The organism is Pseudomonas kairouanensis (assembly GCF_004682055.1).
GTDB lineage: Bacteria > Pseudomonadota > Gammaproteobacteria > Pseudomonadales > Pseudomonadaceae > Aquipseudomonas > Aquipseudomonas kairouanensis.
This window is the reverse complement of sequence record NZ_QUZU01000003.1, coordinates 135,471-162,112: the sequence shown is the minus strand read 5'-3', so window position 1 is coordinate 162,112 and position 26,642 is coordinate 135,471. Positions and strand designations below refer to the sequence as shown.

21 protein-coding genes are annotated in these 26,642 nt (G+C 61.8%); 11 read left to right on the top strand and 10 right to left on the bottom strand.

Translation table 11 applies throughout. The annotated features are described in order from the left end of the window. Window positions 1-108: 108 nt before the first annotated feature. The gene (gene bglX / locus DYL59_RS04570; protein ID WP_135288101.1) at window positions 109-2,400 is read left to right on the top strand and encodes a beta-glucosidase BglX; all 2,292 of its coding nucleotides are present in this window, start codon (window positions 109-111) and stop codon (window positions 2,398-2,400) included. A gap of 127 nt (window positions 2,401-2,527) precedes the next feature. Here the strand turns inward: bglX and DYL59_RS04565 are convergent, their stop codons facing one another. From DYL59_RS04565 to DYL59_RS04530, 8 genes are all read right to left on the bottom strand, one after another. Further along, entirely contained in the window at window positions 2,528-3,685 is a 1,158-nt protein-coding gene (locus tag DYL59_RS04565; RefSeq protein ID WP_135288100.1) for a phospholipase D-like domain-containing protein, read from the bottom strand. Between the two features lie 2 nt (window positions 3,686-3,687). After that, the gene (locus tag DYL59_RS04560) at window positions 3,688-4,266 is read right to left on the bottom strand and encodes a YceI family protein (RefSeq protein WP_135288099.1); all 579 of its coding nucleotides are present in this window, start codon (window positions 4,264-4,266) and stop codon (window positions 3,688-3,690) included. 190 nt (window positions 4,267-4,456) lie between these two features. After that, a complete protein-coding gene (locus DYL59_RS04555) occupies window positions 4,457-5,218 on the bottom strand; it encodes an IclR family transcriptional regulator (RefSeq protein WP_135288098.1) in 762 nt (253 codons plus the stop codon). Between the two features lie 64 nt (window positions 5,219-5,282). After that, complete coding sequence (locus DYL59_RS04550; RefSeq protein WP_135288097.1) at window positions 5,283-6,725, bottom strand: amidase; 1,443 nt, start codon at window positions 6,723-6,725, stop codon at window positions 5,283-5,285. Further along, window positions 6,722-8,032, bottom strand: coding sequence for a citrate-proton symporter (locus DYL59_RS04545; RefSeq protein WP_135288096.1), 1,311 nt, complete (start codon window positions 8,030-8,032; stop codon window positions 6,722-6,724). The genes DYL59_RS04550 and DYL59_RS04545 overlap by 4 nt, the downstream gene beginning before the upstream one ends. 116 nt (window positions 8,033-8,148) lie before the next feature. Then, the gene (locus DYL59_RS04540) at window positions 8,149-9,315 is read right to left on the bottom strand and encodes a M20 aminoacylase family protein (protein WP_135288095.1); all 1,167 of its coding nucleotides are present in this window, start codon (window positions 9,313-9,315) and stop codon (window positions 8,149-8,151) included. 108 nt (window positions 9,316-9,423) lie between these two features. Next, window positions 9,424-9,738: an amidase gene (locus DYL59_RS04535; protein ID WP_135288094.1), complete on the bottom strand. Its 315-nt coding sequence runs from the start codon at window positions 9,736-9,738 to the stop codon at window positions 9,424-9,426. Beyond that, window positions 9,735-10,823 carry a serine hydrolase domain-containing protein gene (locus DYL59_RS04530; RefSeq protein WP_135288093.1) on the bottom strand — a complete coding sequence of 363 codons (1,089 nt, stop codon included), beginning with the start codon at window positions 10,821-10,823 and terminating at the stop codon, window positions 9,735-9,737. The genes DYL59_RS04535 and DYL59_RS04530 overlap by 4 nt, the downstream gene beginning before the upstream one ends. Before the next feature lie 185 nt (window positions 10,824-11,008). Here DYL59_RS04530 and olsB point away from each other — a divergent pair, with 185 nt between their 5' ends. Further along, window positions 11,009-11,764 (top strand): L-ornithine N(alpha)-acyltransferase, encoded by a 756-nt coding sequence (gene olsB / locus DYL59_RS04525; RefSeq protein ID WP_122487961.1) that lies wholly within the window; start codon window positions 11,009-11,011, stop codon window positions 11,762-11,764. Further along, window positions 11,764-12,555 carry a lysophospholipid acyltransferase family protein gene (locus tag DYL59_RS04520; RefSeq protein WP_135288092.1) on the top strand — a complete coding sequence of 264 codons (792 nt, stop codon included), beginning with the start codon at window positions 11,764-11,766 and terminating at the stop codon, window positions 12,553-12,555. The genes olsB and DYL59_RS04520 overlap by 1 nt, the downstream gene beginning before the upstream one ends. A 131-nt stretch (window positions 12,556-12,686) precedes the next feature. On the opposite strand, the gene DYL59_RS04515 is transcribed toward DYL59_RS04520, so the two are convergent. Then, window positions 12,687-13,271, bottom strand: coding sequence for an acyl carrier protein phosphodiesterase (locus DYL59_RS04515; RefSeq protein WP_135288091.1), 585 nt, complete (start codon window positions 13,269-13,271; stop codon window positions 12,687-12,689). A 154-nt stretch (window positions 13,272-13,425) separates the two neighbouring features. Here DYL59_RS04515 and DYL59_RS04510 point away from each other — a divergent pair, with 154 nt between their 5' ends. From DYL59_RS04510 to DYL59_RS04500, 3 genes are read left to right on the top strand one after another with little or no spacing between them, the layout of a single operon-like run. Then, window positions 13,426-13,740, top strand: coding sequence for an ArsR/SmtB family transcription factor (locus DYL59_RS04510; RefSeq protein ID WP_017736896.1), 315 nt, complete (start codon window positions 13,426-13,428; stop codon window positions 13,738-13,740). Window positions 13,741-13,751: 11 nt separating this feature from the next. After that, window positions 13,752-14,918, top strand: coding sequence for an MFS transporter (locus tag DYL59_RS04505; RefSeq protein ID WP_135288090.1), 1,167 nt, complete (start codon window positions 13,752-13,754; stop codon window positions 14,916-14,918). Window positions 14,919-14,947: 29 nt separating this feature from the next. After that, on the top strand, window positions 14,948-16,003 hold the full coding sequence (locus DYL59_RS04500) for an alkene reductase (protein ID WP_135288089.1): 1,056 nt from the start codon (window positions 14,948-14,950) through the stop codon (window positions 16,001-16,003). 315 nt (window positions 16,004-16,318) lie between these two features. Here the strand turns inward: DYL59_RS04500 and DYL59_RS04495 are convergent, their stop codons facing one another. Next, window positions 16,319-16,951, bottom strand: a complete 633-nt coding sequence (locus DYL59_RS04495; protein ID WP_135288088.1) for a TetR family transcriptional regulator — start codon at window positions 16,949-16,951, stop codon at window positions 16,319-16,321. Window positions 16,952-17,239: 288 nt separating this feature from the next. Here DYL59_RS04495 and DYL59_RS04490 point away from each other — a divergent pair, with 288 nt between their 5' ends. The 5 genes from DYL59_RS04490 to DYL59_RS04470 all read left to right on the top strand — a co-directional run bounded on the left by DYL59_RS04490 (window position 17,240) and on the right by DYL59_RS04470 (window position 26,626). Further along, window positions 17,240-18,388 (top strand): efflux RND transporter periplasmic adaptor subunit, encoded by a 1,149-nt coding sequence (locus DYL59_RS04490; protein ID WP_135288087.1) that lies wholly within the window; start codon window positions 17,240-17,242, stop codon window positions 18,386-18,388. 3 nt (window positions 18,389-18,391) lie between these two features. Beyond that, window positions 18,392-21,553, top strand: a complete 3,162-nt coding sequence (locus tag DYL59_RS04485; protein ID WP_135288086.1) for an efflux RND transporter permease subunit — start codon at window positions 18,392-18,394, stop codon at window positions 21,551-21,553. After that, window positions 21,550-23,007 carry an AdeC/AdeK/OprM family multidrug efflux complex outer membrane factor gene (adeC, locus tag DYL59_RS04480; protein WP_135288085.1) on the top strand — a complete coding sequence of 486 codons (1,458 nt, stop codon included), beginning with the start codon at window positions 21,550-21,552 and terminating at the stop codon, window positions 23,005-23,007. Before DYL59_RS04485 ends, adeC begins: the two co-directional genes overlap by 4 nt. A gap of 293 nt (window positions 23,008-23,300) precedes the next feature. Beyond that, the gene (locus tag DYL59_RS04475; protein ID WP_135288084.1) at window positions 23,301-24,998 is read left to right on the top strand and encodes a molecular chaperone HscC; all 1,698 of its coding nucleotides are present in this window, start codon (window positions 23,301-23,303) and stop codon (window positions 24,996-24,998) included. A gap of 11 nt (window positions 24,999-25,009) precedes the next feature. Then, on the top strand, window positions 25,010-26,626 hold the full coding sequence (locus tag DYL59_RS04470) for a J domain-containing protein (RefSeq protein WP_135288083.1): 1,617 nt from the start codon (window positions 25,010-25,012) through the stop codon (window positions 26,624-26,626). Window positions 26,627-26,642: the final 16 nt, after the last annotated feature.

Here is a 26,642-nt window from a genome sequence, read left to right as displayed (position 1 = left end):
CGAAGTGTGCGGCATTTGTCGGTATAACACTCGAACAACAACATACGTTCCCCACATTTTGGCAGAACAGCGCATTTTCGCTGTGCCGTGTGCCAAAAAAGGATATTCATGAAGAAGCTGTGTTTGCTCGGCCTTGTTGCCACTCTGGCCAGTCACCCCGTATGGGCAGAAACAAAGCCTGCTGCGCTTAAAGACAAGGACGCCTTTGTCAGCGACCTGCTCAAGCAGATGACCCTCGATGAGAAGATCGGCCAATTGCGCCTGATCAGCATCGGCCCCGAAATGCCCCGCGAGCTGATCCGCAAGGAAATCGCCGCCGGCCGTATCGGCGGCACCTTCAACTCCATCACCCGCCCGGAAAACCGTCCGATGCAGGACGCGGCCATGCGCAGCCGCCTGAAGATCCCGATGTTCTTCGCCTACGACGTGATCCACGGCCATCGCACCATTTTCCCCATCAGCCTGGCCCTGGCCTCCAGCTGGGACATGGATGCCATCGGTCGCTCCGGGCGCATCGCCGCCCAGGAAGCCGCCGCCGACAGCCTCGACATCACCTTTGCGCCGATGGTCGATATCTCCCGCGACCCGCGCTGGGGCCGTACCTCCGAAGGTTTTGGCGAAGACACCTACCTGGTCTCGCGCATTGCCGAAGTGATGGTCAAGGCGTTCCAGGGCGTAAGCCCGGCCAATGCCGACAGCATCATGGCCAGCGTCAAGCACTTTGCCCTTTACGGCGCGGTGGAAGGCGGTCGCGACTACAACGTGGTCGACATGAGCCCGGTCAAGATGTACCAGGACTACCTGCCGCCGTACCACGCGGCGATCAAGGCTGGCTCCGGTGGCGTGATGGTGGCGCTCAACTCCATCAACGGCGTGCCCGCCACTGCCAACACCTGGCTGATGAACGACCTGCTACGCCGCGACTGGGGCTTCAAGGGCCTGGCCGTGAGCGACCACGGCGCGATCTTCGAGTTGATCAAGCACGGCGTAGCCAAGGACGGGCGTGAAGCCGCCAAGCTGGCGATCAAGGCCGGTATCGACATGAGCATGAACGACTCGCTGTACGGCAAGGAATTGCCGGGGCTGCTCAAGTCCGGCGAGATCGAACAGAGCGACATCGACAACGCCGTGCGCGAAGTGCTCGGCGCCAAGTACGACATGGGCCTGTTCAAAGACCCGTACCTGCGCATCGGCAAGGCCGAGGATGACCCGGCCGACACCTACGCCGACAGCCGCCTGCACCGTGCCGACGCGCGCGACATCGCACGCCGCAGCCTGGTGCTGCTGAAAAACCAGAACAACACCCTGCCACTGAAAAAATCCGCGACCATCGCCCTGGTCGGCCCGCTGGCCAAGGCGCCGATCGACATGATGGGCAGTTGGGCCGCCGCCGGTAAGCCCGAGCAATCGGTGACCCTGCTGGACGGCTTGAACGCCGTGATCGGTGAAAAAGGCAAGATCATCTATGCCCGTGGCGCCAACATCACCAATGACAAGGCGGTGGTGGACTACCTCAACTTCCTCAACTTCGATGCCCCGGAAGTGGTGGATGACACCCGCGCGCCCCAGGTGCTGATCGATGAGGCCGTCAAAGCCGCCAAGGATGCGGATGTGATCGTGGCCGCCGTGGGCGAGTCCCGTGGCATGTCCCACGAGTCGTCCAGCCGCACCGACCTGAACATCCCGCAGAGCCAGCGCGACCTGATCAAGGCGTTGAAAGCCACCGGCAAGCCGTTAGTGCTGGTGTTGATGAACGGCCGTCCGCTGTCGATTCTGGAAGAGAACCAACAGGCCGACGCGATCCTGGAAACCTGGTTCGCCGGCACCGAAGGCGGTAACGCCATCGCGGACGTGCTGTTTGGTGACTACAACCCATCGGGCAAACTGCCAATCACCTTCCCGCGTTCGGTGGGGCAGATCCCGACCTACTACAACCACCTGACCGTTGGCCGACCGTTTACCCCCGGCAAACCGGGCAACTACACCTCGCAGTATTTCGATGACACCACAGGTCCCCTGTTCCCGTTCGGCTATGGCCTGAGCTACACCACCTTCAGCCTGTCGGACATGGCGCTGTCGTCCACCACCCTGAACAAGAGCGGCAAGCTCGACGCCAGCGTCACCGTGACCAACACCGGCAAGGTCGATGGCGAAACCGTGGTGCAGCTGTACATACAGGACGTGGCCGGCTCGATGATCCGCCCGATCAAAGAGTTGAAGAACTTCCAGAAGGTCATGCTCAAGGCGGGTGAAGAGCGCACGTTGCACTTCACCATCACCGAAGAAGACTTGAAGTTCTACAACACCCAACTCAAGTTCGCGGCGGAACCGGGTGAGTTCAATGTACAGATCGGGTTGGATTCCCAGGATGTGCAGCAGCAGACCTTTGAATTGCTCTAAAGCCTGGTGAGGTAAAAAATGTGGGAGGGGGCTTGCTCCCGATAACGGAGTGTCAGTCACACATTTACTGGCTGATACACCGCTATCGGGAGCAAGCCCCCTCCCACATTTTCCCTCAGAGCTCTAACTAACCGCGTCGGTCCAGCAGGTTAACCACCAACCGATCAATCCACCCCCACACCCGCTGCTTCACCCTTCGCCACAACGGCCGCGCCTGCCAGGCCTCCAGGCTTACCGCCAGGCTCTGGGCAAAATCGCGCTCGAAGCTGCCCGCCACCGCCCGCGTCAATTCCGGGTCCAGCGCCTCAAGATTGGCGTCCAGGTTGAAGCGCAAATTCCAGTGATCGAAGTTGCACGACCCCACACTCACCCAATCGTCCACCAGCACCATTTTCAGGTGCAGGAAACACGGCTGGTATTCAAAGATCTGCACCCCCGAGCGCAACAGGCGCGGGTAGTAACGGTGCCCGGCGTACCGCACGGAAGGGTGATCGGTACGCGGCCCGGTGAGCAGCAACTTCACCTCCACGCCACGCCCCGCCGCACGGCGCAACGCACGGCGCACACCCCAGGTGGGTAAAAAGTACGGCGTGGCCAGCCAGATACGCTGCTGGCCGCTGTTCAGGGCGCGGATCAGCGATTGCAAAATGTCGCGGTGCTGGCGGGCGTCGGCATAAGCGACGCGCCCCAGGCCAGGCCCGGTGGCGGGCATCCTGGGCAAGCGCGCCAGGCCAAAACGAGTAGCGGGCTTCCACTCCCGGCGGGCAGCGTTGGCATGCCATTGGCGATCGAACAGGGCCTGCCAGTCCAGCACCAGCGGGCCGCTGATTTGCACCATCACTTCATGCCAGTCGGCCGTGTCGTTGCCCGGCGTCCAGAACTCGTCGGTAACGCCAGTGCCGCCCACAAATGCGACGGTTTGATCGATCAGCAACAGCTTGCGGTGGTCTCGGTATAGGTTGCGCATCCAGCGGCGCCAGTTCAGGCGATTGTAGAAGCGCAACTCCACGCCCGCGTCGGTCAAGCGCTTACGCAGCCCGAGGGTAAACGCCAGGCTGCCGTAGTCATCAAACAGGCAGCGCACCTGCACACCGCGTTCGGCGGCCAGTACCAGCGCTTGCACCATGGCCTCGGCGCAGGCACCCGCCTCCACCAGGTACAACTCAAGCTCGACTTGTCGTTCGGCGCGGGCAATGTCCACCAGCATCTGTGGGAAAAAACTCGGACCGTCGATCAACAACTCGAAGCGGTTGGCGCTGCGCCACGGGAACACTGCGCCAGCCATGGTCAGCGCGCCGTAAAGATCAGCACCGCACCCACCGGCACCGACAAGCTGATGGAGGCCAGGCCGGCCGCCTTGCGCAATGCCGCTACGCCTGGCATCAAGTCAAAATCCTCGGCGTGCAACACCAGCGGTTCCAGGGTCACCACCTGAAAACGTCGGTCATCCAAGCGGGTCGCGAGCAGTTCGGCGCTGTAGGTCTGGGTCTTGCCATGCAGGGTGACGCTCAGCGGTAAGCGCAACTCCAACTGCGCGCCAGGGGCCAAATCGTTGATGGGTTGCAGGTTGATTTGCGCGTTGATCAGCGCGTCGGGGAAGGTCTTGATCTCGAACAACTGATTGCGCATGCGCTCGTCGCGCATCGGGATGCCGCTATTGACTGACTCCAGCTCCACTTCAACCTGTGCAGCGCCTTTGCCGTCGACCTTGCCGTGCAACACCAAAAAGCGATGGACCTCGGCGATCTCGGTGTTCTTGCTGGTGACGAACGACAGGCGCGAGGACTCGTTATCCAGGTACCAATCGGCATGGGCGGGCACGGCAGCGGCGGCCAGCAGGGCGAGGGCCAGGGGTTTGATTGACATTGAAGACTCGTGGGGCGAAAAACCTGCACGAACCTTAAGCGCATTGTCACAAGCGACGCAAATCCAATGTGGAATAGGGCTCTTGTGGGAGGGGGCTTGCTCCCGATGGCGGTGGTTCAGTCATAAATTAGTTGGCTGATACACCGCTATCGGGAGCAAGCCCCCTCCCACATTTGTTCTGTGGCGGCTGTCAGATCAGTGTGCGCTGAACCTCACCCACTGCCTGTTCCAAACTGGCCATATGCAAATTCAACACCCGCTCCACGGGCGCCTGATGCATCGGCCAATGCAACGCCATGCTCCCCACCAATCGCCCATTGGCCCGCACCGGCAACGCCACGGCGCGAATCAAGAACGGCAATCGCACCGGGTACTCCCAGTACCCTTCAGTGCGCTGACCAAACCCTTGGTGCTGGGTTTGCTCACAGGCGCGGTATTGCTCATCGGCTGCCACCCGGTCACGTCCGGCCAAGCGCTGCACCTCTTCGGCAGGCAATTGGGTGAGGCACGCCTTGCCCATCGCCGAATGAAACAGGCTGGCGTGCTGGCCGACGATCTGGCAGTTGTTGGGGTACAGCTTGCGCAACACGCCAGGGATCGCGCTTTCCATGACTTCCAGGCGCTCGCCATCAAAGCAGGACAGGTCCACCACCAACCCGGTGCGCTCGCTGAGTTCCAGCAGCCAGGGCGCGGCGCTTTCCACCATCTGGCGCTTGAAGCGTTGTTGGGTATCGCCGAACAGGCGCTGGGCGCGCAGGCGGTAACGCCGGTCGCTGAGGCCGCGGTAAACCCAGCCTTGGTCCTGCAGGGTCAGCAACATGCGTGACACGGTGGCCTTGGGCAACCCCGTGAGGTAATGCAACTCCTCCAGCCCCAGGGCCTGGTGCTCGCCCAGCAATTCGACGATTGCCAGTGCACGTTCAACCGAGCGTACGGTGCCTGTATCGGCCATGTTCGATCTCCCTGATGCCGGTGGATGATCATTTTTCACAGCAAGATACAGGCCCGGTTGCGCTTCAACCGGTCGATTCAAGGCACGCCGGCGGTCGACGTTGCACCCAGCGCGTCAGTTGTTCATGGGCGTAGGCCAGTTGCAGCACCGCCCGATCCGCCTGGGCCGGGCCGATGATCTGCACCCCCATGGGCAAACCTTGGGGGTTGAATCCCACCGGCACGCTCATGCTGGGCAGGCCGGCCAACGTCGGGCCGATCACCACTTCCATCCAGCGGTGGTAAGTGTCCATTTCGCGCCCACCGACAAGGCGCGGCCACGCCTGCTGTGCATCGAAAGGGAACACTTGAGCGGTGGGCAACAGCAAATAATCGTAACGTTCGAACAATTTGGCCAGGGCGCGATACCACTCGCTGCGGTCTACCGAGGCTTGGTACACCTGCTGCGCGCTCAAGCCCAGGCCGCCCTCCACTTCCCATTGCGCTTCGGGCTTGAGCAGCGTGCGTTTGTGCGGGTTGGCGTAGGCCGCGCCGAGGTTGCCATGCACCAGCCAATGGCGATGCACCAGCCAACTGCGCCACAGGCGGGCCATGGAAAAGTCCGGCTGGCAGCTTTCCACTTCACACCCCAGCGCGGCGAAATCGCCGAGGGACGCTTCGCACAGGCTAAGCACACCGTCGTCCATCGACAGGTAGCCGTTGTAGTCGCCCAGCCAGCCCAGGCGTACACCTTTGAAGTCACGTTGCAAAGGTTCGCCGAAAACCGCCGGATCCTCCTTGGAGGACAACGGCACCCGAGGGTCGTAACCGGCCTGGATACTCAGCAAGCGCGCCACATCTGTCACGCTGCGGCCCATCGGGCCTTCGGTACCCAGCTGCTGCACGAACAGCTCCGGCGTGGGCCCATACGGCACCCGGCCCTGGGACGGGCGCAGGCCGAACACATTGTTGAAGGCTGCCGGGTTACGCAACGAGCCCATCATATCGCTGCCGTCGGCCACCGGCAGCATGCGCAGCGCAAGGGCCACCGCCGCCCCGCCGCTGCTGCCGCCCGCGACCAGGCTTGGGTCATAGGCGTTGCCCGTGGTGCCGAACAGGGTGTTGTAGGTTTGCGAGCCCAGGCCGAACTCCGGCACGTTGGTCTTGCCGATAATGATCGCGCCACTGGCCCGCACCCGCGCCACGCTGATGGCGTCTTCGCTGGGCACATGCTCGGCGAACAAGGGCGAACCCAGCGTGGTGCGCAACCCCTTGGTGGCCGCCAGGTCCTTGATCGCCTGGGGCATGCCGTGCATCCAGCCGCGTGACTGGCCCTGCTGCAACTCACGATCACAGGCTCGCGCCTCGGCCAGCACGTCATCGGCATCGCGCAGTGACACCAGCGCCTTCACATCCGGGTTAAAACGCTGGATCTGCGCCAGGTACGCCTGCATCACCTCTTCGCACGACACCTCGCGCGCATGGATCGCCCGCGACAACTCGGTGGCATCCCAATCAACAATACTCAAGGCTTCACCTCTCTGGAAAACGGCAGCGGTTTCTTGGCCCGTGGCGCCTCCTGCATGCAGTAAGTGCCCAGCAGGGTCAGTACGCAAGCAAACAGTACGTAGAACGACGGCGCCACCGGCGTGCCCAGCACCTTGCTCAGCCAGGTCACGATCAACGGCGCAAAGCCACCAAACACCATGACCGCCACGTTATAGGCCACCGACACGCCCGTCGAGCGCACCTCGATGGGAAACTGCTCGGCCAACGCGGTGGGTGCCGGGCCGAAAAAACCGCCGATAGCGGTGCACAACATCACCTGCATCACCAACAGACGCTCAATGGAGGGTGCGGCGGCCACCCACACATACAACGGGTAGACCATCACGAAAAACGCCAAGGTGAACGCCATCAATACCGGGCGCCGCCCCAGGCGATCCGACAGCAGGCCCGACAGGGGAATGACCACAGTCATCAGCGCCACTGCGAACATCTGCACCATCAACACCTGGTCCAGCGGCAGGCCGAGGTTTTTGTGGGCGAAGGTCGGCATATTCACCAGCACCACGTAGAACGACACCGTCGCGCCGCAGGCCAGACCCATCGACACCAGGATGCTGCGTCGATGCTCGCGCACTACCTGCATCAGGCTCGGCGCCGGGCCGGTCGCCTGCTTGCGTGCCTCGATGAATTCTTCCGGGTCTTCCATGTGCCGGCGAATCCACAGCCCTACCGGACCGATCAGCAAACCGAACACAAACGGCAGGCGCCAGCCCCATAGGTCGAGGGTTTGGGGCGAAAAGAAGTGAGTGACCATCGCCACCATCGCCGCGCCGCCAAACACTGCCAGGCACTGCCCCACCAACTGCCAGGAGCCATACAACCCCTTGCGATGGGCCGGCGCACTTTCCACCAGAAACGCCGTGGCGCTCGCGTACTCACCGCCGGTGGCAAAGCCCTGGAGCATGCGCGCCACCACGATCAGCATCGGCGCACCCATGCCGATGGCGGCGTAATTGGGGGCAAAGGCGATCAGTGCGATAGACACGGTCATCAGCCGGATAATCAGCTGCATCGCGGCCTTGCGGCCTTTGCGATCGGAATACATCCCCAGCAGGATGCCGCCCACCGGGCGCATGAAAAAGCCCACGCCAAAAGTCGCCAAGGCCATCAGCAGCGAGGCGTATTCGTCGTCCGAGGGGAAAAACTGCCGGGCAATGATGCTGGCCAGAAAGCCGTAAACAATGAAGTCATACCATTCCAGCGCATTGCCGATCACGGCCGCCACTACCTGGCGGGTGCGGGATGCGCCTGGTTTTGAAGTCTGCATGAGGAACACTCCATTCAGTTTGTAGGAGCGAGCTTGCTCGCGAAAAACGAACAGGCGACTCGGGCACTCAGAAAACGCTGCGTTATCGTTAACGACCTTCGCGAGCAAGCTCGCTCCTACAACCAGCTCTCGGCCAGCGCGCCCCAGTAGGCGGCACCGGTCAGCAGGATGTCGTCGTTAAAGTCGTAGGCGGGGTTGTGCACCATCGGCCGCGACACGCCATTGCCGATGAACAGGTAGCTGCCAGGGCAGCGTTGCAGCATCCAGGCAAAGTCTTCGCTGCCCATCAGCGTGCGGGTGTTGCCGTCCACCGCGTCGGCGCCGAGCAAGGCCACGCCGACTTGGCGGGCGAATTCGGTTTCGGCCGGGTGGTTGACCAGCACCGGGTAGGCCGGGCGGTGTTCGATCTGCACGGTGCAGCCGAAGCTGTCGGCCTGGGTGCGAATGATCGCGAACACCCGCTCCAGCATCTGCTCGCGCACCTTGGGGTTGAGCGCGCGCAGGCTCAACCGCAGCAGCGCTTGTTGGGGGATCACATTGGCAGCCTGCCCCGCTTGCAAGGCACCGACGGTCACAACAGCCGCTTCCTGGGTGTCGATATTGCGAGCTACCACCGTCTGCAACGCCATGACCATGCTCGCCGCCGCCACCAGCGGGTCCACCGTCAGATGGGGCATGGAGCCGTGGCCGCCGACACCTTCCAACGTCACCGTGAGCAAGTCCTGGGACGCCATCATCGGCCCCACTCGCAAGCCCAGGTGCCCGGCGGGAAGGCCCGGCATATTGTGCATGCCGAACAGGCCGTCGCAGGGGAAGCGCTCCAGCAAACCGTCGGCGAGCATAGCTTCGGCGCCGCCCTGGCCTTCTTCGGCGGGCTGGAAGATCAGGTTCAGGGTGCCGTCAAATTGCCGCGTGGCCGCCAGGTATCGCGCCGCGCCCAGCAGCATCGTGGTGTGGCCGTCATGCCCGCAGGCATGCATGCAACCGGCGTGCTGGCTGGTGTAGGAAGCGCCGGTGTTTTCGATGATGGGCAAGGCGTCCATATCGGCGCGGATACCCAGGGTGCGTGGGCTGCTGCCGTTGCGCAGTACGCCGACTACGCCAGTCTTACCGATGCCGGTGTGCACCTCATAACCCCAGCTTTCCAGGGATTTAGCAACGAGCGCTGAGGTACGGTTTTCTTCGAAGCCGAGTTCAGGGTGGGCGTGGATATCGTGACGCACGGCGTGCAAGTCGCCGGCAACGTCGCTGAGCCAATCCAGGATGTGCTGGTGTGGGCGCATGGTGATTCTCCTCACAGGCGGGTGTTCCCGTTCGTGTTTGCTGCACAGCGCCAGCTAACCGCGATGTGAGCGCAAGGACAATCAAAGGTGGTTCCACTGGGTGGAACCTCAGGGCAGCAGGCGACAGCCCTGGCGGTCGCCGAACCAGCGGGCAGTGTGGGTGCGCCCCAACCCGCTGGCGGTGACTTCGCTGCGCTCGGGGTTATCGCTGAACGCACTGGTGGCCACGTATTGCTTCACATAACCCCGGCAATAGTCAGCAGGGTTATTCGCTACGTAGCGGCACGAGCAATATTCCTTCGCGGTGTAGGCCGCGATGATATCGGGGAAGGCTTGCAGGTTGACGCGCTCATGCCAGACCCAACCCGCAAGGGCGAGCAACAATAAAAGAAACACGCTGGTAAACGGCCGACGACGGATCATGGCTGCACCGCCGCAAGCACGCGCTTGAGCAGTTCGTTATGGCGATAGCGGCCATCGCGGTCGTCGCCATAACGCACGATCACCAGGCGCTCGGCGGGCAACACATACAGCGCCTGCCCCCAATGCCCGAGGGCAGCGAAGGTGTCGGCAGGCGCATCGGGCCAGGGGCGCGGCTCACCCTGGTTGAGCCACCACTGGCCGCCCGGTACGGCTTCATCCTGGCCCGCCTGGTAGTGGGCGAAAGGCTGCCGGTTGAAGGCGACCCAGTCCTTGGGCACAACCTGCTGATCACCCCAACGCCCTTCCCGCGCCATCAACAGGCCGACCCGCGCCAGATCACGAGCCGTGAGGTAGGCATAGGACGAGGCGACGAAAGTTTCATCGGCATCGGTTTCCCAGGTGGCGGTGCGAATGCCCAGCGGTTTGAACAGTGCGTCCCACGGATAGCTCATGTAAGCCTTGTGGCCGAGCATGCCTTTGAGCGCGGCGGAGAGGATATTGCTGTCGCCACTGGAGTAGCGAAAGGCCTGGCCCGGTGCGCGGGCGGCTTGGGTATCCGCCGCGAACTCGGCCATGTCGCTATGGCCACGGGTGTAAAGCATGGCCACCACTGAGGATTTGAGCGGGGCGTACTCGTAGTCTTCCTGCCAGTCGAGCCCCGAGGCCCAGTGCAGCAAGTCGGCCATCGTCACCTTCGGGTGCTGTTTCATCGGCGGGTAAAACCGAGCGACGGGGTCGGTGAGCTTGAAGCGGTTTTCCCCATAGGCCACGCCCAGCACCGTGGCCATCAGGCTTTTGCTGATGGACCAGGTCAGGTGCGGGGTGCTGGCGGTGGTGGGCTCGGCGTAGCGCTCGTAGATGATCTGGCCGCCCTGGATCACCAGCAGCGCATCGGTACGGACACCTTCGCGAGTGGTGTCATCACGCGGTGGGAAAGCGTAGGCATTCAGGGCATCGACAGCTGGGCCTTCGATCTGCGTGCCCTTGGCCCACTCCTTGTCTGGCCAGGCTTTGTCGGGCCAGGCTTCGGCGTGGGCGTTAACGGTGACGAACAGCAGGGCAACACACAACAAGCCTCTGACCATGGACGCAAACTCAACGGGGCATTCAAGCCCGCGAGCCTAGCCCAGGGCGATGACAGATTTGCGACAAAGGGGCTGTCATCCAAGCGTCACCATAACTTCATGGAGATGACACCGGGCCTGCCTAGCCTGAGTTTGGACAACAAAGTCGACCGGCCGAAATCGTGGCCGGCACTCGGAGACTCGCCATGACTCAGATCGCCCGCATCAGCGACACCGGCAATGAACGCCGTCTGCAAGCCGAACGCCTGGTTGGTGCACAGGCGTTGCAGGAAGCCCAGGCCCTGCGGTTCAACGTGTTCAGCGGCGAGTTCAACGCCAAGCTGAAAGGCGCGGAGCTGGGTCTGGACATGGATGACTATGATGTTCACTGCAGCCACATCGGTGTGCGGGACTTGAATACCGGTCGCCTGGTAGCCACCACCCGCTTGCTCGACCACGCAGCCGCCAGCACCTTGGGCCGCTTCTACAGTGAAGAAGAATTCAGCCTGCATGGCCTGCTCCACCTGCAAGGCCCGATCCTGGAGATCGGCCGCACCTGCGTCGACCCCGCCTACCGCAACGGCGGCACCATCGCCGTGCTGTGGGGTGAGTTGGCTGAAGTGCTCAACCAGGGCGGCTACAGCTACCTGATGGGGTGCGCGAGCATCCCGATGCACGACGGCGGCATCCAGGCCCATGCGATCATGCAGCGCCTGCGCGAACGCTACCTGTGCAATGAACACCTGCGCGCCGAACCGAAAAAACCGTTGCCGGCGCTGGACCTGCCGTCCAACGTCATCGCCGAGATGCCGCCGCTGCTCAAGGCCTACATGCGCCTGGGTGCGAAGATTTGCGGCGAGCCGTGCTGGGATGAAGATTTCCAGGTGGCCGACGTGTTTATCCTGCTCAAGCGCGACAACCTCTGCCCGCGCTATGCCCGCCACTTCAAGGCTGCAATGTGATGAGCCGCCTGCGGGTGTACGGGCGCATTGCCCGCGTGCTGGGGGTGGTGGCGCTGGGGCTGAGCATGGCCAGCGTATTTGGGCTGTTCGAGCGCCTGGGCATCGCCAACTCCATGGTACGGCGCCAGCGCTGGTCGCGGTTTTTCATGGCGCGGCTGACCCATGCCCTGCCCTTTCGCGTGACCGTACACGGCGAATTGCCGACGCAACCGATGTTGTGGGTGAGCAACCACGTCTCCTGGACCGATATTCCATTGCTGGGTGCGGTGGCGCCAATGTCGTTTTTGTCCAAGGCCGAAGTGCGCACCTGGCCGGTGGCTGGCTGGTTGGCGGCCAAGGCTGGCAGTTTGTTTATTCGCCGTGGTTCAGGCGACAGCCAGTTGATCCGCAAACAGATGACCCGCCACCTGGAACAACAGCATCCGTTGCTGATGTTCCCCGAAGGCACCACCACCGATGGCCGCAGCCTGCGCACCTTCCACGGGCGTTTGCTGGCCAGTGCGATTGATGCGCAGGTGGCGTTGCAGCCGGTGGCGATCCGGTACCTGCGCGATGGCCAGGTCGACCCGCTGGCACCGTTTATTGGCGATGATGATTTGCTCTCGCACCTGATGCGCCTGTTTGCCAATGACCAGGGCGATGTGGAGATTCATGTGCTCAAGCCGATTGCCTGCGCCGGGCAGGAACGTGCGGCACTGGCGCATCAGGCGCAGCAGGCGGTGCAGAAGGCGTTGTTTGGGCCGGTGCCGGAGGCTGATCAGGTGGATGCTCGCCCTGCGTTCGCTGCCTGAGCTCAAGTGAACACAGAACCCACTAAATGTGGGGTCTAAATGTGGGAGGGGGCTTGCTCCCGATAGCAGAGTGTCAGTCACTGCATACATTGACTGAACCACTGCCATCGGGAGCAAGCCCCCTCCCACATTTAGACCTCAGTAATCAGTTGGGTTTGGGCAAAGGCTTGCAGTTCGGGGTAGAAGATTCGGAAGTCTTCACTCAACGGCTCATACAACTCCCGCAACTCCTGCATCGCAAACCCCAACTCCTGCGGTTGGGTCAACCGCCGCGAAATCCCCCGCAACACCTGCTCCATCACCGCAAATTCGCGGTAAGACCCCAGCCAGTCATCCGCCGCCATCCAGGGCGCGATCTGCGCCAGTCGCCCCGGCAACTGCGGCTCTGCCGCCAGCACGCGGTACACCTGGGAGGTAAAGCGCTCCAAGGGCAGGTCGGCATACAACGCCCAATCCCGCGCCAGGCAGTGGTCGAAAAACACATCCAGGACGATCCCGGCATAGCGCCTGCGGGTGAGGCTGAAGCGCGACAACGCCTCCCCCACCAACGGGTGGCTGTCGGTGTAGCGGTCGATGGCGCGATGCAACTGGATCGCCGCCTCGATTTGCGGGCTGTACTGGCCTTGCAGGCGGCCTTTGACGAAATCGCCATAGAGGCTGCCCAGCAGTTGCGCAGGAAGTTGGCCGCCCAGGTGCAGATGTGCGAGATAATTCATGGCGCGCAGTCTACCACTGCCGTCAACGTATCGTTATAACCCGATATACCGATTTGGCCTGGACTCAGATCAAATTCATATTGGTATATCGGGATATAACGATTTAAGGTTCGCCTCATCGCGATATAACACTTCACGACACTGAGCACCTGCCATGTCCATCGACCTCGACGAAATAATAAAAGCCCTGGCGCACCCAGTCCGGCGAGACATCCTCAACTGGCTCAAAGACCCGAAAGTGCAATTCCCCGAGCAACTGCACAACCACGAATACGGCATCTGTGCCGGGCAGATCGACCAGCGCTGCGGCTTGTCCCAGTCGACCGTGTCGGCCCACTTGGCCACGTTGCAGCGGGCGGGTTTGATCAGCAGCCAGAAGGCCGGGCAGTGGCACTTTTTCAAACGCAACGAGGAAACCATCCAAGCGTTCCTCGATGCGCTCATAACCGAACTCAGCGCACCGCTGTAAAGGAAACCCCAATGCCCCTCTCGCTACTCATACTGGCCCTCAGCGCCTTCGCCATCGGCACCACCGAGTTCGTCATCATGGGCCTGTTGCCCGATGTGGCGGCGGACCTGGGCGTGTCGATCCCTGGCGCCGGTTGGCTGGTGACTGGCTACGCCCTGGGCGTGGCCATCGGCGCGCCCTTCATGGCACTGGCCACCGCCAAGCTGCCACGCAAGGCCGCCCTGGTAGCGTTGATGGGCATCTTTATTGTCGGCAACCTGCTCTGTGCCCTGGCCAGCGACTACAACGTGCTGATGTTTGCCCGTGTGGTCACTGCGCTTTGCCACGGTGCGTTCTTTGGGATTGGTTCTGTCGTGGCGGCCAACCTGGTGCCCGCCAACAAGCGTGCGTCGGCCGTGGCCTTGATGTTCACCGGCCTGACCCTGGCCAACGTGCTCGGCGTGCCACTGGGCACCGCATTGGGCCAGGCCGCCGGGTGGCGTTCGACCTTCTGGGCCGTGACGGTCATTGGTGTGGTGGCGCTGATCGGGCTTATCCGCTTCCTGCCGGCCAAGCGTGATGAAGAAAAACTCGACATGCGTGCCGAACTGGCTGCGCTCAAGGGGGCTGGCATCTGGTTGTCGTTGACCATGACCGCCTTGTTCTCCGCGTCGATGTTCACCCTCTTCACTTACGTTGCGCCGCTGCTGGGCGATGTCACCGGCGTGTCGCCACAAGGCGTGACCTGGACCCTGCTGCTGATCGGCCTGGGCCTGACCCTGGGCAACATCATCGGCGGCAAGCTGGCGGACAAACGCCTGGCCGCTACCTTGATTGGCGTATTTATCAGCATGGCGGTGATTTCCACCGTGCTCAGTTGGACCAGCGTTGCCCTGATCCCGACCGAAATCACCCTGTTCCTGTGGGCCACTGCTGCATTTGCCGCCGTGCCTGCGTTGCAGATCAACGTGGTGACGTTCGGCAAGGCAGCACCGAACCTGGTGTCCACCCTGAACATCGGCGCTTTCAACATCGGCAACGCCCTCGGTGCCTGGGTTGGCGGCACGGTGATTGCCCACGGTTTCGGCCTGACCAGCGTGCCGCTGGCGGCAGGTGCCCTGGCGATCCTGGCGCTGCTGGTGACCCTGATTACTTTCCGTCAGGGCGGTGACGCCGACCTGGCCCCTGCGACCAACTGATCCACTTCCAAAGACAAAGGTGTTTTCCCATGACGACTATTTTCGATCCGATCAAACTGGGCGACCTGGAACTGTCGAACCGCATCATCATGGCGCCGCTGACCCGCTGCCGCGCTGATGCAGGCCGCGTCCCCAACGCGCTGATGGCCGAGTACTACGTGCAACGCGCTTCCGCCGGGCTGATCCTCAGCGAAGCCACCTCGGTGACGCCGCTGGGCGTGGGCTACCCAGACACTCCGGGCATCTGGTCCAACGACCAGGTGCGCGGCTGGGCCAACGTGACCAAGGCGATTCACGGCGCGGGCGGCAAGATCTTCTTGCAACTGTGGCACGTGGGCCGTATTTCCCATGAGTCCTACCTGAACGGCGAAACGCCGGTGGCGCCGAGTGCGATCCAGCCTAAAGGCCACGTCAGCCTGGTGCGCCCACTCGCCGACTTCCCCACCCCGCGCGCCCTGGAAACCGCTGAAATCGCCGACATCATCGACGCCTACCGCACCGGTGCCGAGAATGCCAAGGCAGCAGGTTTTGACGGTGTGGAAATCCACGGCGCCAACGGCTACCTGCTCGACCAGTTCCTGCAGAGCAGCACCAACAAGCGCACCGACAACTACGGCGGCTCCCTGGAAAACCGTGCGCGCCTGCTGTTGGAAGTGACCGACGCGGCCATCGAAATCTGGGGCGCGGGCCGTGTGGGTGTGCATTTGGCACCGCGTGCCGACTCCCACGACATGGGCGACGACAACCTGGCTGAGACTTTTACCTACGTGGCCAGCGAACTGGGCAAGCGTGGCATTGCGTTTATCTGCTCCCGTGAGAAGGAAGGCGCTGACAGCCTGGGCCCGCAATTGAAGAAAGCCTTCGGGGGCGTGTACATCGCCAACGAGCGCTTTACCAAAGACAGCGCCAATGCGTGGCTGGCTGGCGGTAAAGCGGATGCAGTGGCCTGGGGTGTGCCGTTTATTGCCAACCCGGATCTGCCGGCGCGCTTGAAGGCGGATGCGCCTCTGAATGAGCCGCGTCCGGATACGTTCTATAGCAGGGGGCCGGTGGGTTACATCGACTATCCAACTTTGGCGATCTGATCGCCTATCTGAAGTAGTACAGTGATCCAATGTGGGAGGGGGCTTGCTCCCGATAGCGGTGGTTCAGTCAGCACATGTATTGACTGACACACCGCTATCGGGAGCAAGCCCCCTCCCACATTTGGATCTGTGCAGACCAGAAGAGCAACACTCCTTCACACCCCTGCAACAAAACCCCTACAAAATACTTAGCCGGCTACCTATCAACCGGCCACTCGCCAGTATATAAAGTCACCCCACAAATAAGCCGGAAGGACGATTGACCCTCCTTAGGCTTAACTGTTGACACAACCTGATGCAATTACGCATTTTGTGTTAATTGCGCAGGCTAGGGCTCAGGCGCAGCATGTCCAGCCCTGCATCAACCCAACACTGCGCTTGCTGGTGCAACTGGAAGCTGTCGGGTATTAGCAGCCATTGGCCCACCAGCCCGTTGATGTAGGCATGAATGCACACTGCGGCACGTGAAGTGTCGAGGTTTTCCGGAAGTTGCCCGCGATGAACCGCGTTGCGCAGTGTCAGGCCGATGCGCAGGTTGCATTCCAGCGTATGGGTCTGGCGTTGGCGACGCATGTCGCACATTTCATCGGTGAACTCGCACTTATGAAACAAAATCTCATTGATTCGCCGGGTTTTCGGGTCAAGGGCCACTTGATGGAACAAACGAATCAGCAGCTTGCGCATGCAGCCCAGCGGGTCGAGTTCATCCTCGCTTTCACTGGCGCGCGCCAGATCGTCCAGCGGCTCATGCAGGGTGTCGAGCAATGCCTGGAGCAGGTCGGACTTGTTACTGAAATGCCAGTAAATGGCGCCCCGCGTCACGCCGGCCAGCGCGGCGATGTCCGCCAGCGTGGTACGCGCCACGCCGCGCTCATAAAAGGCCTGCTCGGCGGCGTCGAGAATTTGGCTGCGCGTTTCCTGAGCTTCCTCTTTGGTGCGACGAACCATGGCAGTAAAACCTCAATCAGGACTCTAGAGACTACCGTTAACGCAGAATTAACAGCGGTAGACGATCATCTGAATATTTTGTGGGACGACACCGTCATGGGTGCCGAACGTAATGGAATCGAGGCTTCGGACGTTGCTTTGTCAACATTTCGCGAAACCTGTCAAGAGTTTACAAACAACCATGAACGTAAGTATATTGCGTAGCAAGCTACTTATCTACATGCCGTTTATTTTTTAAACCTTCCACCCTTCTTGTGCGCACCCTGCGCGCCTGACCCGAGGATCTTCATGCAACTTAAGCCAGCTGTTACCGCTCTGGTCACTGCCGTCGCCCTGGCATCGCTGCTCAGCGGATGTAAAAAGGAAGAAGCGGCTCCGCCCGCTCAAACCCCTCAGGTCGGCGTGGTCACCATTCAACCTCAAGCCTTTACCCTGACCTCCGAATTGCCAGGCCGCACCACGGCCTTTCGCATCGCGGAAGTGCGTCCTCAGGTCAACGGCATCATTCTCAAGCGCCTGTTCAAGGAAGGCGGCGACGTGAAGGAAGGGCAACAGCTCTACCAGATCGACCCGTCGGTGTATGACGCCACCCTTAAAAGCGCACAGGCCAGCCTGACCCAGACCAAGTCCATCTCCGACCGCTACAAGCAGTTGGTCGATGAACAGGCCGTCAGCCGCCAGGAATACGACACCGCTGTCGCCAACCGCATGACCGCCGAAGCAAACGTTCAAACCGCCCAGATCAACGTGCGCTACACCAAGGTGTACGCGCCGATCTCCGGGCGTATCGGCCGTTCTTCGGTGACCGAAGGCGCGCTGGTCAGCAATGGCCAGACCGACTCCATGGCCGTGATCCAGCAACTGGACCCGATCTACGTCGACGTTACGCAGTCCTCGGCCGAAATGCTGAAGCTGCGCCGTGACCTGGAAAGCGGCCAGTTGGAAAAAGCCGGCGCCAATGCCGCCAAGGTCAAGCTGACCCTGGAAGATGGCAGCGACTACGGCCAGGAAGGCAAACTGGAGTTCTCCGAAGTCTCGGTTGACCAGACCACCGGCTCCGTGACCCTGCGTGCCGTGTTCCCCAACCCTGACCACACCCTGCTGCCTGGCATGTTCGTCCACGCCCAGCTGCAAGCCGGTGTGAACAGCAAGGCCATCCTGGCACCCCAGCAAGGCGTGACCCGCGATATCAAAGGTATCCCGACCGCCATGGTGGTGAACAAGGACAACAAGGTCGAGCAGCGTCAACTGGTGGCCAACCGCACTTCCGGCGCCTACTGGCTGGTGGAAAAAGGCCTGAATGCCGGTGACCGCGTGATCACCGAAGGCCTGCAATTCATCAAGCCGGGCATCGAGGTCCAGGTCAAGGACGCCGACAACGCCAAGCCTGCAGGTTCCGCTCCCGCTCCTGCCGCCGCTGCTGGCCAGGGGGAGTAACCCATGTCGAAATTTTTTATCGACCGTCCCATTTTCGCCTGGGTAATTGCCCTGGTGATCATGCTGGTCGGGGCACTGTCGATCCTGAAGTTGCCCATCAACCAATACCCGGCCATTGCGCCAACCGCCATCGACATCCAGGTGACCTACCCAGGCGCGTCTGCACAAACCGTGCAGGACACCGTGGTGCAGGTCATCGAGCAACAGCTCAACGGTATCGACAACCTGCGCTATGTCGCCTCGGACAGTAACTCCGACGGCAGCATGACTATCACCGCGACGTTCAACCAGGGTACCAACCCGGACATCGCCCAGGTTCAAGTGCAGAACAAGCTGAACCTGGCGACCCCACTGCTGCCGCAAGAAGTGCAGCAGCAGGGTATCCGCGTGACCAAGTCGGTGAAGAACTTCCTGATGGTGATCGGTCTGGTGTCGGAAGACGGCAGCATGACCAAGGACGACCTGTCCAACTACATCGTGTCCAACATCCAGGACCCGATCTCGCGTACTGCGGGCGTGGGTGACTTCCAGGTGTTCGGTTCGCAGTACGCCATGCGTATCTGGCTCGACCCGGCCAAGCTGAACAACTACCAGTTGACCCCGGTCGACGTCAGCACCGCCATCGCCGCCCAGAACGTCCAGGTAGCCACCGGTCAATTGGGCGGCCTGCCTGCCCTGCCCGGCACCCAGCTGAACGCCACCATCATCGGCAAGACCCGTCTGCAAACCGCCGAAGAGTTCGGCAAGATCCTCATGAAAGTGAACGCCGACGGCTCGCAGGTTCGCCTGCGTGACATCGCGCGCATCGAACTGGGCGGCCAGAACTACAGCATCAGTGCTCAGTTCAACGGCAAGCCGGCCTCCGGTATGGCGATCAAGCTGGCATCGGGCGCCAACGCCCTGGACACCGCCAAGGCCATCCGCGCCACCGTGGCGTCCCTGGAACCGTTCTTCCCGCCAGGCATGAAGGCAGTGGTGCCGTATGACACCACCCCAGTGGTGACCGAATCGATCTCCGGTGTGGTCCACACCCTGGTCGAAGCGATCGTGCTGGTGTTCCTGGTGATGTTCCTGTTTCTGCAGAACTTCCGCGCCACCATCATCACCACCATGACCGTACCAGTGGTATTGCTGGGTACCTTCGGGATCCTCGCGGCGTTCGGCTTCACCATCAACACCCTGACCATGTTCGGCATGATCCTGGCCATCGGCTTGCTGGTGGACGACGCCATCGTCGTGGTGGAAAACGTCGAGCGGGTGATGGCCGAGGAACACCTGTCGCCTAAAGAGGCGACGGTCAAATCCATGGGCCAGATCCAGGGCGCCCTGGTGGGTATCGCCCTGGTGCTGTCGGCGGTATTGCTGCCAATGGCGTTCTTCGGCGGCTCCACCGGTGTGATCTACAAACAGTTCTCCATCACCATCGTTTCGGCCATGGCGTTGTCGGTACTGGTTGCCCTGATCTTCACCCCGGCCTTGTGCGCCACCATGCTCAAGCCGATCGACCCGGAAAAGCACGGCCAACCCAAGCGTGGTTTCTTCGGCTGGTTCAACCGCACCTTCGACCGTGGCGTTGTCAGCTACGAGCGCGGTGTGGGCAACATGATCAAGCACAAGTTTCCTGCCTTCTTCGTGTACCTGCTGGTCGTGGTCGGCATGATCTGGCTGTTCACCCGTATTCCAAGCGCATTCCTGCCTGAAGAAGACCAGGGCGTGATCTTTGCCCAGGTCCAGACCCCAGTCGGTTCGTCGGCTGAACGTACGCAAAAAGTCATCGACGACATGCGTGCCTTCCTGCTCAACGACAAGGAAGGCGAGCCTGGCGAAGGCAAGGCCGTGAAATCGGTATTTACCGTCAACGGCTTCAACTTCGCCGGCCGTGGCCAGAGTTCGGGCCTGGCATTCGTGATGCTCAAGCCATGGGATGAACGCGATTCGAGCATGTCGGTATTCGAAGTGGCCAAGCGTGCCCAGGGTTACTTCTTCGGGGCCTTCAAGGACGCCATGGTATTTGCCATCGTGCCGCCTTCGGTTCTGGAATTGGGTAACGCCACCGGTTTCGACGTGTTCCTGCAAGACCAGGGCGGCGTCGGCCACGAGAAGCTGATGGAAGCGCGCAACCAGTTCCTGGGTGCGGCCGCTCAAAGCAAGATCCTCGCGGGCGTACGTCCCAACGGTGTGAACGATGAGCCGCAGTACGAGCTCACCGTCGACGACGAGAAGGCCAGTGCCCAGGGCATTACCTTGTCGAGCATCAACCAGACCCTGGCGATTGCCTTGGGTGGCAGCTACGTCAACGACTTCATCGACCGTGGTCGGGTGAAGAAGGTGTACGTACAGGGCGAGGCCGCAGGCCGTATGTCCCCGGAAGACCTGGACAAGTGGTACGTGCGCAGCGACTCCGGGAAGATGGTGCCAATGTCGGCCATTTCCTCGGGCAAGTGGATCTTCGGTTCGCCGAAACTCTCGCGCTATAACGGTGTAGCGGCGATGGAAATCCTCGGTACCCCGGCCCCTGGCTACAGTACCGGTGATGCCATGGCCGAAGTCGAACGTATTGCCAAGGAATTGCCGGCGGGTGTCGGCTATGCCTGGACCGGCCTGTCGTACGAAGAACGCCTGTCGGGCTCCCAGGCACCTGCGCTGTACGCCCTGTCGCTGTTGGTGGTGTTCCTCTGCCTGGCGGCCCTGTACGAAAGTTGGTCGATCCCGATTGCCGTACTGCTGGTAGTACCACTGGGCGTGGTCGGTGCGTTGATGGCCACCAGCCTGCGCGGGCTGTCCAACGACGTGTTCTTCCAGGTAGGCCTGTTGGTGACGGTGGGCCTGGCGGCGAAAAACGCCATTCTTATCGTGGAGTTCGCCAAGGAGCTGCATGAACAAGGCAAGGGCATCGTCGAGTCGGCCATCGAGGCCTCCCGGATGCGTCTGCGCCCGATCATCATGACCTCCATGGCGTTCGTCCTCGGGGTACTGCCGCTGGCGATCTCCACCGGCGCCGGTTCCGGCAGCCAACACGCAATTGGTACTGGCGTAATTGGCGGTATGATCACCGCCACTGTCTTGGCGATCTTCTGGGTGCCACTGTTCTTTGCAACCGTGTCCGCCGCGGGCGAACGTAAAAAGACTGACACTACTGAAACTCCTAAAGAGGCTGGCCTATGAGCAAGTCGCTCCTTTCCTTGGCCGTCACGGCATTCGTGCTCAGTGGCTGCTCGCTGATACCTGACTATCAGCGCCCTGAGGCGCCGGTGGCCGCACAGTTCCCGCAGGGGCCGGCGTATTCGTCGGACCAGGCGCCGAGCCAGGCGGCCGTCGAGCAGGGCTGGAAGCAGTTTTTCCATGACCCTGCCCTGCAACAGCTGATCCAGACTGCGCTGGTGAACAACCGCGACCTGCGTGTCGCGGCCCTGAACATCGACGCCTATGCCGCGCAGTACCGCATCCAGCGCGCTGACCTGTTCCCGGCCGTCTCGGCCACGGGCAGCGGCAGCCGCCAGCGTGTGCCGGCCCGTGCTTCGCAGACCGGTGAAGCCGGGATCACCAGCTCGTATTCGGCAACCCTCGGGATCAGCGCATATGAGCTGGACCTGTTCGGTCGCGTGCGCAGCCTGAGTGAACAAGCGTTGCAACAATACTTCGCCACCGAAGAAGCCCGGCGCAGTACCCAGATCAGCCTGGTGGCCAACGTGGCCACCGCCTACGTGACCTGGCAGGCCGACAAAGAACTGCTCAAGCTCACCCAGGACACCCTGGGCGCGTACGAGCAGAGCTTCAAGCTCACCTCGCGCAGCAACGAAGTCGGCGTGGCCTCGGCCCTCGACCTCAGCCAGGCGCGTACCTCGGTGGAAAACGCCCGGGTCGCCCTCGCGCGCTACACCCGCCAGGTGGCCCAGGACGAAAACAGCCTGACCCTGCTGCTGGGCACCGGCCTGCCGGCGAATATCGCCAGCAAGCCACTGTCGGATGACCTGCTCAGCGAAGTACCCGCCGGCTTGCCGTCGGACCTGCTGCAACGTCGTCCCGACATCATGCAGGCCGAGTACAACCTCAAGGCGGCCAACGCCAATATCGGTGCCGCACGTGCAGCGTTCTTCCCGAGCATCAGCCTGACGGCCAATGCCGGTACCCTGAGCCCGGACCTGGGCGGCCTGTTCAAAGGCGGCTCCGGCACCTGGTCGTTCGCGCCGCAGATCAACATCCCGATCTTCAACGCCGGCAGCCTGCGCGCCAGCCTGGACTACGCGAAGATCCAGAAAGAGATCAACGTGGCGACCTACGAAAAGGCCATCCAGACCGGCTTCCAGGAAGTCTCCGACGGCCTCGCCGCGCGTGAGACCTACAAGCAGCAACTGGAAGCCCAACGTGGTTTCGTCGCCGCCAACCAGGATTACTACCGCCTGGCCGAGCGTCGCTACCGCATTGGCGTGGACAGCAACCTGACCTTCCTCGACGCCCAGCGCCAACTGTTCAGTGCCCAGCAATCGCTGATCACCGACCGCCTGGCGCAGCTCACCAGCGAGGTCAACCTGTACAAGGCCCTCGGCGGTGGTTGGAGCGAGCAAACGGCGAAGAACGAGCCGTTGAAAGAAGAAGCACCGGCGCTGAAGTTGTTCTGATGCTGTTGTAAAAAGCAGTGTCGTGATAACTAAAACCGCTTCCCTCACCGGAAGCGGTTTTTTTGTGCCCTATTTCCTGAACACTGCTGACCAAATGTGGGAGGGGGCTTGCTCCCGATGGCGGAGTATCAGTAAGCACATCGTTAGCTGACACACTGCCATCGGGAGCAAGCCCCCTCCCACATTGGATCTGTGATAAGCCCCGCTATAAACCTGTCGCCTTGCATTTGGCTCAACCTTTCAGGATAAAATTGGTCACAGATTCTTACAGACCTTAGAGGGAGCTTGTCGTAATGATCGTAGGAATCGACCTGGGGACCACCAACAGTCTCGCAGCCGTCTGGCGCGGTGATGCCGCCGAATTAGTGCCCAATGCCCTTGGGCAGTTGCTGACCCCAAGCGTGGTTGGCCTGGATGACCAAGGCCGCATCCTGGTCGGCCAGGCCGCCAAGGAGCGCCTGCACACCCACCCGCACCTGACCACCTCGCTGTTCAAGCGCTACATGGGCAGCGCCACCGAAGTGCGCTTGGGCGATAAGTCCTTCCGCCCGGAAGAGCTTTCTGCGCTGGTGCTCAAAAGCCTCAAGGAAGACATCGAACGCACCTACGGCCATACCGTCACCGAAGCCGTGATCAGCGTGCCCGCCTATTTCAGCGACGGCCAACGCAAGGCCACGCGCATTGCCGGTGAACTGGCCGGGCTCAATGTCGACAAACTGATCAACGAACCCACCGCTGCCGCCCTCGCCTACGGCCTGCATCAGCGTGATAAAGAAACCTCGTTCCTGGTGTTCGACCTCGGTGGCGGCACCTTCGACGTGTCGATCATCGAGCTGTTCGACGGGGTGATGGAAGTTCGCGCCAGCGCCGGCGACAACTTCCTCGGCGGCGAAGACTTCGACACCCTGCTGCTGGAACACTTCGTCGACAGCCAGCGCAATGCCGAGGGCTTCCCGCCCACCAGCAGCGTGCTGCAAGCCCTGCGCCGCGAAGCCGAGCGCGTGCGCAAGGCCCTGGGCCAGGACGACAGTGCCGAGTTCGCCCTGCGGGTGGACGGCCAGCAATGGGTCAAAACCATCACCCAGCAGGAACTGGCCAAGCTCTACACCCCACTGCTCGAACGCCTGCGCGCGCCCATCGAACGCGCCCTGCGCGATGCGCGGATTCGCGTCGGCGACCTGGATGAAATCCTGCTGGTGGGCGGCACCACGCGCATGCCGCTGGTGCGTAAACTGGCCGCCGGTTTGTTCGGCCGCTTCCCGTCCATCAGCCTCGACCCGGACCAGGTGGTTGCTCATGGCGCCGCGATCCAGGCCGCGCTCAAGGCCCGTTCGGCGGCGCTGGAAGAAGTGGTGCTGACCGACGTGTGCCCCTACACCCTGGGCATCGAAACCTCTAACCAGTACGGCGGCCATATCGAAAGCGGCCACTACCTGCCGTTGATCGAACGCAACAGCAGCGTGCCGGTCAGCCGGGTCAAGAGCGTGGTCACCCTGCACGACAATCAGAGCCAGGTGCTGCTCAAGATCTACCAAGGCGAAAGCCGCCTGGTCAGAGACAACATCGAACTGGGCCAACTGGACATCGCCGTGCCCAAGCGCAAGGCCGGTGAAGTCTCGCTGGATGTGCGCTTTACCTACGACAACAACGGCCTGCTGGAAGCCCAGGTGAGTATCCCGCTGACCGGCGAGCAACATTCGCTGGTGATCGAGAACAACCCCGGAGTGCTCAGCCCGGACGAGATCCAGCAACGCCTGCAAGCCCTGGCCCAATTGAAGGTTCACCCCCGCGACCAGCAGGTCAATACCGTGCTCACCGCGCGCCTCGAACGGCTCTACCAGGAAAGCCTGGGCGAACTGCGCGAGCAACTTGGCCACTGGGCCGGGCAGTTCCAGCAGGTACTCGACACCCAGGACGAACGCCGCATCCGCGACGCCCGCAGCGAATTGACCCGTCAACTTGAGCAGCTCGACAACGGGTTCTGGCGCTAAGGGAAAACCACATGGATTGCTGGACCGTACTGCAACTGCCGGAAGACGCGGACGAGCGCACGATCAAGCGCACCTACGCGCGACTGCTCAAAAGCTGCCGCCCGGACGACGACGCCGAAGGCTTCCAGCGCCTGCGCGAAGCCTATGAAGAAGCGCTGGCCTATTCACGCTGGCGGGCCGACTGGGAAGAAGACGAGACCACCACCGTTCAAGCCCCCGTGGCCGAACAGGCCTATGGCAACCTCAACGACCTCGCCGAGTTGATGGACGTAAGCGCCCTGCACCCGGCTGCTGTCGAAGCGCCCAAGGCCAACCCTGCACAAGCCCTGCTCAGTGGGCTCACTGCCGACAACTTCCAGGAACGCTGGGGCCAGGCCATCCAACAGGACTGCACCGACGCCTTCCAGGCGGGCCTGTTGCGCCATTGTTTCGATCACCCGCAAGAGCGTGCTGACATTGCCCGTTGGGCCGTACAGCACCTGGAATGGCTGACGCCCTGGCAACAGGTCGCCATGACCCCTTGGCAGCACGACACACTGAGCGGCGAGTTGCTGCAGGTCTACCGCCAAACCTTGCAGGACCTGCTGGAGCAAAAGGCCGAGCGTGAGTTCATCAGCCAGTTGACGCAGTACAGCAACCAACCCTGGCTGCGGGTATTCGACCTGCAGCAGCAGTGGCAGCGTATGGTGCTGCAACTGCTTCACGAAACCACCTGGAGCGTGCCGCTGTTCGAGCGCGTGTGCAACGCCTTCGGCTGGGACGACCAGAAAGGCGTGTTCCCGGAACCGGCCTGGATGTGGCGCGAACTGGTATCGCGCTGCGAGCAGGAAAGCTTTTTCGCCAACCTGCAAGACAAGGCCCAAGAGACCCGTCATCCGCCTGCCGATGCCCAGGCCGCGCGCCTGTTGCTCACGCCGATGTCGGCCAGCCAGCAAAAGCGCATGATCGACGGCTTTGGCCAAAACGAGTGGAGCGCTTGCCAGCACCTTGGCGAAGTCTTGACCTGGCGCTACCCGCAGCTGCTTGAACGCCTCCCGCAAAGCGATGCGTTTTTCTGGCGCAAATTTGTCCCGCGACCGATCTACACCCAGGTGTTCATTCGCGTGTGGGGGGTGTTCGCGCTGGGCATCGGCTTGAGCCTACTCAATACGACCGCAAAGCTCGACATGCAGTCGACCCTTCTGTTCATGCTGATGGCGTTCGTCCCCGCTGGCGTGGCGTTTCGCGTTACCCAGTTCTGGGCCAGCATGAGCTCAAACTACCGGGTACCCGACCTGTGGCTGAGCCAGTACCTGATCCCCAAACGCCTGAACCCCAACAAGTATTGGCTGGTGATCCGCCACGGCGTGCCCCAGGCGCTCATGCTGGTGACCTGCGGGCTGATGCTGGGAGTGCTGGGCATGGTCACCTATGCCGGTGCACTGGCAATCAACCTGCTGCACAAAAAACGCATCGGCCACATCAGCCATAAATTCAGCCAAGGCTACCCGTGGCTGAACGGTTTGCACTGGGCGTTCTGGAGCCCGCTACAAGCCGCGTTCCTGGCGGTGATGGTGGCGGTAATCATTGCCGCACAGCATTACTTGCCGGCGGTGCCCTGGACCCACTTCGATCCGCCCAAGTCATAACCCAAAATGCCGGGCC

Coding starts and splice junctions, on each gene's coding strand:
- bglX (WP_135288101.1), top strand. CDS start 109: ATGAAGAAGCTGTGTTTGCTCGGCCTTGTTGCCACTCTGGCCAGTCAC.
- DYL59_RS04565 (WP_135288100.1), bottom strand. CDS start 3,685: ATGGCTGGCGCAGTGTTCCCGTGGCGCAGCGCCAACCGCTTCGAGTTG.
- DYL59_RS04560 (WP_135288099.1), bottom strand. CDS start 4,266: ATGTCAATCAAACCCCTGGCCCTCGCCCTGCTGGCCGCCGCTGCCGTG.
- DYL59_RS04555 (WP_135288098.1), bottom strand. CDS start 5,218: ATGGCCGATACAGGCACCGTACGCTCGGTTGAACGTGCACTGGCAATC.
- DYL59_RS04545 (WP_135288096.1), bottom strand. CDS start 8,032: ATGCAGACTTCAAAACCAGGCGCATCCCGCACCCGCCAGGTAGTGGCG.
- DYL59_RS04540 (WP_135288095.1), bottom strand. CDS start 9,315: ATGCGCCCACACCAGCACATCCTGGATTGGCTCAGCGACGTTGCCGGC.
- DYL59_RS04535 (WP_135288094.1), bottom strand. CDS start 9,738: ATGATCCGTCGTCGGCCGTTTACCAGCGTGTTTCTTTTATTGTTGCTC.
- DYL59_RS04530 (WP_135288093.1), bottom strand. CDS start 10,823: ATGGTCAGAGGCTTGTTGTGTGTTGCCCTGCTGTTCGTCACCGTTAAC.
- olsB (WP_122487961.1), top strand. CDS start 11,009: ATGACTCAGATCGCCCGCATCAGCGACACCGGCAATGAACGCCGTCTG.
- DYL59_RS04520 (WP_135288092.1), top strand. CDS start 11,764: ATGAGCCGCCTGCGGGTGTACGGGCGCATTGCCCGCGTGCTGGGGGTG.
- DYL59_RS04515 (WP_135288091.1), bottom strand. CDS start 13,271: ATGAATTATCTCGCACATCTGCACCTGGGCGGCCAACTTCCTGCGCAA.
- DYL59_RS04510 (WP_017736896.1), top strand. CDS start 13,426: ATGTCCATCGACCTCGACGAAATAATAAAAGCCCTGGCGCACCCAGTC.
- DYL59_RS04505 (WP_135288090.1), top strand. CDS start 13,752: ATGCCCCTCTCGCTACTCATACTGGCCCTCAGCGCCTTCGCCATCGGC.
- DYL59_RS04500 (WP_135288089.1), top strand. CDS start 14,948: ATGACGACTATTTTCGATCCGATCAAACTGGGCGACCTGGAACTGTCG.
- DYL59_RS04495 (WP_135288088.1), bottom strand. CDS start 16,951: ATGGTTCGTCGCACCAAAGAGGAAGCTCAGGAAACGCGCAGCCAAATT.
- DYL59_RS04490 (WP_135288087.1), top strand. CDS start 17,240: ATGCAACTTAAGCCAGCTGTTACCGCTCTGGTCACTGCCGTCGCCCTG.
- DYL59_RS04485 (WP_135288086.1), top strand. CDS start 18,392: ATGTCGAAATTTTTTATCGACCGTCCCATTTTCGCCTGGGTAATTGCC.
- adeC (WP_135288085.1), top strand. CDS start 21,550: ATGAGCAAGTCGCTCCTTTCCTTGGCCGTCACGGCATTCGTGCTCAGT.
- DYL59_RS04475 (WP_135288084.1), top strand. CDS start 23,301: ATGATCGTAGGAATCGACCTGGGGACCACCAACAGTCTCGCAGCCGTC.
- DYL59_RS04470 (WP_135288083.1), top strand. CDS start 25,010: ATGGATTGCTGGACCGTACTGCAACTGCCGGAAGACGCGGACGAGCGC.